This window comes from Streptomyces sp. NPDC047515 (genome assembly GCF_040643055.1).
Classification (GTDB): Bacteria; Actinomycetota; Actinomycetes; order Streptomycetales; family Streptomycetaceae; genus Streptomyces.
This window is the reverse complement of record NZ_JBEYTM010000122.1, coordinates 1-6,202: the sequence shown is the minus strand read 5'-3', so window position 1 is coordinate 6,202 and position 6,202 is coordinate 1. Positions and strand designations below refer to the sequence as shown.

The 6,202-nt window shown below is 67.7% G+C and carries 8 protein-coding genes and 1 pseudogene; 6 read left to right on the top strand and 3 right to left on the bottom strand.

Annotation, left to right across the window (positions count from 1 at the left end; all coding sequences use genetic code 11):
* Nucleotides 1-122 (bottom strand): annotated as a pseudogene (locus ABZ826_RS38565) (IS4 family transposase); the annotation flags it as partial.
* A gap of 38 nt (nt 123-160) precedes the next feature.
* On the opposite strand from ABZ826_RS38565, the gene ABZ826_RS38560 reads away from it, so the two are divergent.
* The 6 genes from ABZ826_RS38560 (at nt 161) to ABZ826_RS38535 (ending at nt 4,934) form a co-directional block, all read left to right on the top strand.
* Complete coding sequence (locus ABZ826_RS38560; RefSeq protein ID WP_361459155.1) at nt 161-490, top strand: transposase family protein; 330 nt, start codon at nt 161-163, stop codon at nt 488-490.
* Nucleotides 491-678: 188 nt separating this feature from the next.
* Nucleotides 679-1,218 carry a GNAT family N-acetyltransferase gene (locus tag ABZ826_RS38555; RefSeq protein ID WP_361459153.1) on the top strand — a complete coding sequence of 180 codons (540 nt, stop codon included), beginning with the start codon at nt 679-681 and terminating at the stop codon, nt 1,216-1,218.
* Between the two features lie 121 nt (nt 1,219-1,339).
* Nucleotides 1,340-2,023 (top strand): hypothetical protein, encoded by a 684-nt coding sequence (locus ABZ826_RS38550; RefSeq protein ID WP_361459151.1) that lies wholly within the window; start codon nt 1,340-1,342, stop codon nt 2,021-2,023.
* A 266-nt stretch (nt 2,024-2,289) separates the two neighbouring features.
* On the top strand, nt 2,290-3,309 hold the full coding sequence (locus tag ABZ826_RS38545; protein ID WP_361459149.1) for a hypothetical protein: 1,020 nt from the start codon (nt 2,290-2,292) through the stop codon (nt 3,307-3,309).
* Nucleotides 3,310-3,702: 393 nt separating this feature from the next.
* Nucleotides 3,703-4,158, top strand: coding sequence for a hypothetical protein (locus ABZ826_RS38540; RefSeq protein WP_361459147.1), 456 nt, complete (start codon nt 3,703-3,705; stop codon nt 4,156-4,158).
* 107 nt (nt 4,159-4,265) lie between these two features.
* The gene (locus tag ABZ826_RS38535; RefSeq protein ID WP_361459145.1) at nt 4,266-4,934 is read left to right on the top strand and encodes a transposase family protein; all 669 of its coding nucleotides are present in this window, start codon (nt 4,266-4,268) and stop codon (nt 4,932-4,934) included.
* Nucleotides 4,935-5,059: 125 nt separating this feature from the next.
* Here ABZ826_RS38535 and ABZ826_RS38530 read toward each other — a convergent pair whose 3' ends face one another.
* Both ABZ826_RS38530 and ABZ826_RS38525 read right to left on the bottom strand, forming a co-directional pair.
* Nucleotides 5,060-5,644 (bottom strand): hypothetical protein, encoded by a 585-nt coding sequence (locus ABZ826_RS38530; protein WP_361459143.1) that lies wholly within the window; start codon nt 5,642-5,644, stop codon nt 5,060-5,062.
* 119 nt (nt 5,645-5,763) lie between these two features.
* Nucleotides 5,764-6,087 carry a hypothetical protein gene (locus tag ABZ826_RS38525; protein WP_361459141.1) on the bottom strand — a complete coding sequence of 108 codons (324 nt, stop codon included), beginning with the start codon at nt 6,085-6,087 and terminating at the stop codon, nt 5,764-5,766.
* Nucleotides 6,088-6,202 lie beyond the last annotated feature (115 nt).

Genomic DNA, 6,202 nt, shown 5'->3' with positions numbered 1-6,202 from the left:
CCCGCCTCCTCGATCACCGCGTCAACCACATCCGCGGGAAACACCCGAGTCAGCAACCCCACAGACACCAAATCCGACAACCGGACATCAGAAGACGGCTTCGCCCAACCAGAACGCGGCATCCCCTCACGATAGCCCAGAAGGGCTTAACTGAACGGCATTGACCCTGATCCGCACCCACTGCCGCACCGGGAAGGACGACCGGAAGAACTATTCCGGCAAACATAAGGCCCATGGGCTGCTGTTTCTCGCGCTCACCGACGGCGACCCGGTGATCATCACCGGCCGCAAGGCCACCCGCAACCACAAGCTGACCGCCGCCGAGAAGGAAGCGAACCGCCTGGTCAGCCGCGAACGCGCCGCCAACGAACACGGCTTCGCGAACCTCAAGTCATGGCGGAACCTGACCAAACTCCGCACGGACACCCGGCAGGCGACCACACTCCTGCGGGCCCTGCTCGTCCTGACGAACAGCGAAGTACAGCGATGACGGACGATCTCGCCCCGACGATCACCCCGCCTGCCAGCGCGAGGACCTCACCGGAACATCACACCAGCCCCACTGACCTGCGAAAACGAGCTTGGCGGAGCCTCATTGGCGAGGATGGGGCCCGGGCCGGTGGCTTGATCGGTCTGCGAGTCTTGATCGCTGCCGAGCGTGCTGATTGGCTGGCCGACATGACTGAGCTCGGCCCCATCGCCTGGCCCCCCGCACCGATCAGGACCGAGAGGCTCGTACTCCGTGAGCCCGAGGCCCGGGACCGTGCGGCGTTCATCGAACTGCTCGCCTCGCCAGAGGTGCACACCTACCTCGGTGGCCCCCGCCCGCGTGAAGAGCTTGAGCGCGGGCTGCCCGCGGTGCCTGAGCGGTGGCCCGGGAGTTTCGTCGTTGATCTCGACGGGGAGATGATCGGCCAGATCCTGCTCAGGAGAGCACCGGAGCACAGTCGCCCGGCTGCTGCGCAGAAGGTCGATCTCGGCTACATGTTCCTGCCGCGAGCGTGGGGATTCGGATACGCCGCCGAGGCGTGCGCGGCGGCACTCGACTGGTTCGACGGCGTCCTTCCCGGCGAGCCGGTAGTGCTCCACACCCAGACTGCCAACGTCGGCTCGATGCGCCTCGCGGCGAAGCTGGGATTCATAGAGGTAGAGCGGTTCCATGCCTGGGACGCCGAGCAATGGCTCGGCATGCGGTCCCCCGTGATGCCCTCTGATTGAGCTCGTGCTCGACAGGCCCTGTGGTCTCGTCCTGACCGCGCAGCGGTCAGGACGAAACGAGGCGGTGCAACTACGAGCCGGGCTCGGGGGCCGGGCGCAAGGCCACCACTGGGGCTCGCTTATGCCCCGACTGGCCGCGGAGCTGGTGGTTCTCAACGGTGAGGACGTTCACCAGGCGGGCGAATGTCTCGATCTCGGCCTGCTGTCGCTTGTTCTCCTCGATCAGCTCGGCCAGTCGCTCCTTGGTCTCCCGGAGTTGAGTTACGTGGGTGTCGGTGCGGGCGATGTTCGCGCAGTTGGCCTTGCAACGGTCCAGGCTGGGGGCCTCGCTCTTCGCGTTGCGGCCGGGATGGCGGAGCGCTTTGGCCCGGTCGTAGTTGCAGAACAGAAATGCCTCCTTGTTCTCGAAGACGTTCAGGGTCGGGTCGGCCAGCAGGTCGTTGGCCTGACGAACGGAGGTGATGAGACCGCCGAAGCGGTGGTGTTCCTGGGCGGCGGCGTTGATCAGACGCCTCGCGGCGGGGCCCGAGACGCCCTCGCCGTCCTGGATGGCCTCGTGGACCTGGCGGAGTTGCTCGGCGACGTTGCGGGCGGTTTCGAAGTCGAGCAGGTCGTGGATGCCGCCGCGCGAGCGCGATTAACGGTGGAGTCGGGTAGTTGGAACTGTCCGAATGGGTTGGTCAGCCGTGCTGCTTCGGGGCCCGCTGGATGGCAATCCGTCCTGGTTCTCACAGGGCCGTGGGGTAGATGCGTACTGCGTGTAGGGCCGACGCGCGCAAGAGCCGCGTGCAGGTTATCGTCGTAGACGAAGAGCAGAGTTCCGCGCGGTCCTCGACTGTTGGACGGGCGGGCGGGAGGGTATGGCAGCGCGCTTCAAGACCGAAGGCGATGCCCGGCGATGCCCGCCCTCTTTGGCGCGCTGCCCGGCACCGCTGCTGCCGTTTTTCGCCGCAGCCTCGATCCTAAGCAAGCGCCTAACTGGCAGGCGCCGGCCAGACCTCCGCGCCAAGTCCGCAGCGGAGTCCCCCAGTCGCCACGCAGACAGCCGCGACTAGAAATCCAGGGAGTCTCATGACTACGACAGTCAGCATGGAGTGGGGTGCCCAATACTCCTGGGTCGGTCGCAACACGAACGGCCTGCTCGAGGTCTTCGTCCGCGCCCCTTCCGGCGCGCTGGGGCATATCTGGCAGACCGAGCCCGGCAACGGTTGGTCGGGTTGGCAATCCCTCGGCGGCAGCCTGGCAGGTGACCCGGTCGTCGTCCCGAACGCCGATGGCCGGCTGGAGGTCTTCGCCCACGGTACCGACGGCACCCTCGACCATATCTGGCAGATTGCCCCCGCTAGCGCATGGTCGGGTTGGGAGTCGCTCGGCGGTAGTCCGGTGAGTGACCCGGCGGTCGCCCGGAACGCCGATGGTCGGCTGGAGGTCTTCGTTGTCTGGGGCGGTTTGATTTGGCACATCTGGCAGACCAAGCCCGGCAACGGATGGTCGCATTGGGACGACCTGATGTTGGACCCGGTTGGCACCCCGGCAGCCGGCCAGGACGCGGACGGCCGGCTGGAGGTCTTCGCGCGCAACCCCCAGGGCGCCTTGCAGCACGAATGGCAGACCCACGTCGGTGGGTGGTCGTCTCTGGGATGGCTCAACACCCCCAGCCTGGCAGGTAGGCCGGTGGTGTCCCAGAACGCCGATGGCCGGCTGGAGGTCTTCGCCCGCGGCACCGACGGCACCGTTGGCCACGTCTGGCAAACCGCTCCCAACAACGGATGGTCGGAATGGCAATCGCTCGGCGGCAGCTCGACAGGCAACCCGGGCGTCGCCCAGAACGCCGATGGCCGGCTGGAGGTCTTCGCCGCCGCCCCCGACGGGGCCCTTCAACACATTTGGATGACCGCACCCGGCGACGGATGGTCAGGGTGGGCAACGCTCGGAGGCAGCCTGGCAGGTGACCCGGCCGTCGCTCAGAACGCCGACGGCCGACTGGAGGTCTTCGCCCCCTTCACCGACGGCACCCTTCAGCACATCTGGGAACAGCCAGACTCCACCGGCGGATGGTCGGATTGGGAGTCGCTCGGCAGACCCCGATGATTCACCCGTCGCGGTGGTAGCGGCCACCTCTGACGCGGCGTCACTCCACTCGGGCCCCGTCGGAGCCTGCCCGACCACCAGCCACGGCTCCCCCGTGTCGCTTTGACGCCTCCCGGTGTCAGGGCGCGCTCGGCACAGGAAGGCTTCCGGCGATGATCCCATAGAGCGACGCCGGGGGCACCGGCGTCAGAAGATGCCGTTGAGGCCCCACCAGTCCATGAGGCTTCGCCATCTTCGAACGTGCTGGTCGGAGGGCCTGGTGTGACGGTTCTCCGGGGTGCTCGTGCTGGTCGTGGGCGGGAGTCTGCTGTCTTGATCGTCTGACAGGGCCAGCCGGGACGGTTTCGCCGGTTCCTTCGCATCGCGGGCCCGGTGCCGCCTACGGTCCGGTCCATGGTGGAGTCCGAGATCGCGGAACGGATCGCCGCGCGGCGCGCGGAGTTGGACGAACTGGAAGACCGGCTGGTCAAGCAGCTGGAGGAGGTGCGGTCCGAGCGCGACGAGCTCGCGGTGGCCGAAAGGGTCTGGCAGCGGATGGCCGAACAGCTCGCCGTGGAGAGCGCGGCGGCCGAGCCAGCCGCGGCGCAGGTGGCAGGCCGAGCGGTGCTGCTGGTCCCGCACCGTGGGCCCGGCGTGGACCAGGACGCGCTGCCGCCGGACTATCAGCGGATCCTGGCCATCGTGCGCGACGCGGGCGGCCCGGTTGCGACCAAGCAGGTCGGCGAGGCGCTGGGGCTGGAGGTCGCGGTGCGGGGAAGGCTGGAGCCGCTGCGCGGGAAGCTGTCCAAGCTCGCCGGGCGCGGCTGGCTGCGCAAGCTGCCCGACGGCCGCTACACCGCACGCCTGTGACCGGTCCCGCCGCGCGGGGCGGAGCGTAACTGCGGTGCCCGCGACGGTCGTTGAGATTGTGTGACCAAAGCCAACGCGCCCGCCGAGGGCGTCTCCCTTGTCTACCAGTGCAGGCTGAACCTGTCCACGAGCTGGCGATGCTGCGGCACGACCAGCGCCTGCTCGACCTGGCCGGTGGCAACAACGTGCCTGAGTCCACCCTGCGGCGCTGGCGCGACGAGATGATCGGCCTGCTCGCCGCGAAGGCCCCGCGCCTGGACCGGGCGCTTCGCCAGATAGCCAGGCGGGGCGGGGAGGTCGTACTGATCGACGGCACCTTGATCCCCACCCGGCGCCGCACCGGAACAGCGAACCGCCCGAACTATTCCGGCAAGCACCACCGCCACGGCCTGCACTTCCTCGCCCTGACCGACGAGAGGGGCAAGCTGATCTGGATCTCCGTGGCCCGGCCGGGCCGCACCCACGACGCCACTGCCGCCCGCCACGACAAGATCGTCGAACACTTGAAGGCAGCCGGCCTCGGCGCCCTCGCCGACCTGGGCTTCATCGGTGTGGACAAACCCAAGAACCCCGACGACCTGGTCATCGTCACCGGCTTCAAGGCCACCCGCGCCCGCAAGCTCACCCCCGGTCAGAAGCAGGCCAACCGAGTCCTGGCTGCCGGACGCGCCCCCGTCGAACACGGCTTCGCCAACCTCAAAACCTGGCGGATCCTCACCAAGCTCCGCACCGACCCCTGCCGTGCCACCACCTCCTGCGAGCCCTGCTCGTCCTGACAAACCTCGAGGTCAACCGCTGACGGACGATCAAGACCGCAGGCTCCCACCCACGACCAGCACGGGCACCACGGAGAGCCCCCACGCCAGCCCCTCCGACCAGCCCGTTCGAAGATGGCGAAGCCTCATAGAGTCTCCTTCTTCGGATGGCGGGCGATGTCGGCGGCGTAGGCGGCCCAGTCGCCGGCTGATGCCTTCTGCCACTGGACGGCGACTTGGATGTGGACGCCGAGCATCCGAGCAAGGATGGCGGCGGGTAGTTCGGCGGCGAGAGTGAACAGTGCGGTGGAGCGGTCCTGTCTGGGTTGGATCCCGATGTTGTGGAGGCGCTGGCCGATCCGATCGTCGCCGAGGGGGTGTCTGGGGCGTCCTCCGGGGAAGAGCCATGGGACGTCGTCCGGGGTGCCGATCTTGGCCTTGCCGCGACGAGTTGCGACGAGCTCACGGACCAGGCTGGCCAACCGGGTGGGGAGGACGACTGGCGAGGTCCCGAACGTCATCGCGACGGCGTTGTCGTTGATGTCGACGTCAGCGGTGGTGAGTTGGCTAATGGTGGCGATCTTCTGGGCGTAGAGGATCAGCAGTAGTCCGGCGACTCGGTCCGCGGTCAGTAGCGTGTCGTCGTGGAGGAGGCGCCTGGCGTCGGCCCAGCGCTTCTCGCTGTCGATGGTGCTGAGCGGGTCTGTCCAGCGGATGGTGCCGTAGGTCAAGGAGTGGGCATGCCGGTGCTTGACTGCCTAGCGGACGAAGTGGCCGGTCTCGTCTCGGTAGCTGACTGTAGGGTCGGCCATCCAGCGTTCCAGGTCCGGCTGGGTGCAGGTCCCCAGCGTCAACCTTTCGCCGGTAAGCCAGGTGAGGAGGTTGTCGGCCGCGGTGACGTGGCAGCGTACGTACAGATCTTGGAGGCGGGCGGTGTGTTCCTCGCCGAGGCGCCGCCGGAGCCGTGCAGGATCCGGCGCTCGGCTGGGTCAGTGCGGGCCTGGACCGTAGTGGTGATCCACTTTTCCAGGGCGACGAGCCGTTCGTCGCGGGATGGCAGGGTGCCGGTGGCGACCAGGACGCTGCGGAGATGCACGAGGACCTTGCTCGTGGGCAGTTCGTCGAGTGTGTCGTGGGTGACGGGCCGTTCGTCGCGGCCGATCTGCTGGAGCATGCCGCCGACCTTCGAGCCCGCTAGTAGGGCTTTGTTAGGTACCCCGGATGATCAAGCAGGAGTAGGGTTGTGATCTTCTTTCAGGTGTGACACCTGAGGAGATGGAAGAGGTTCG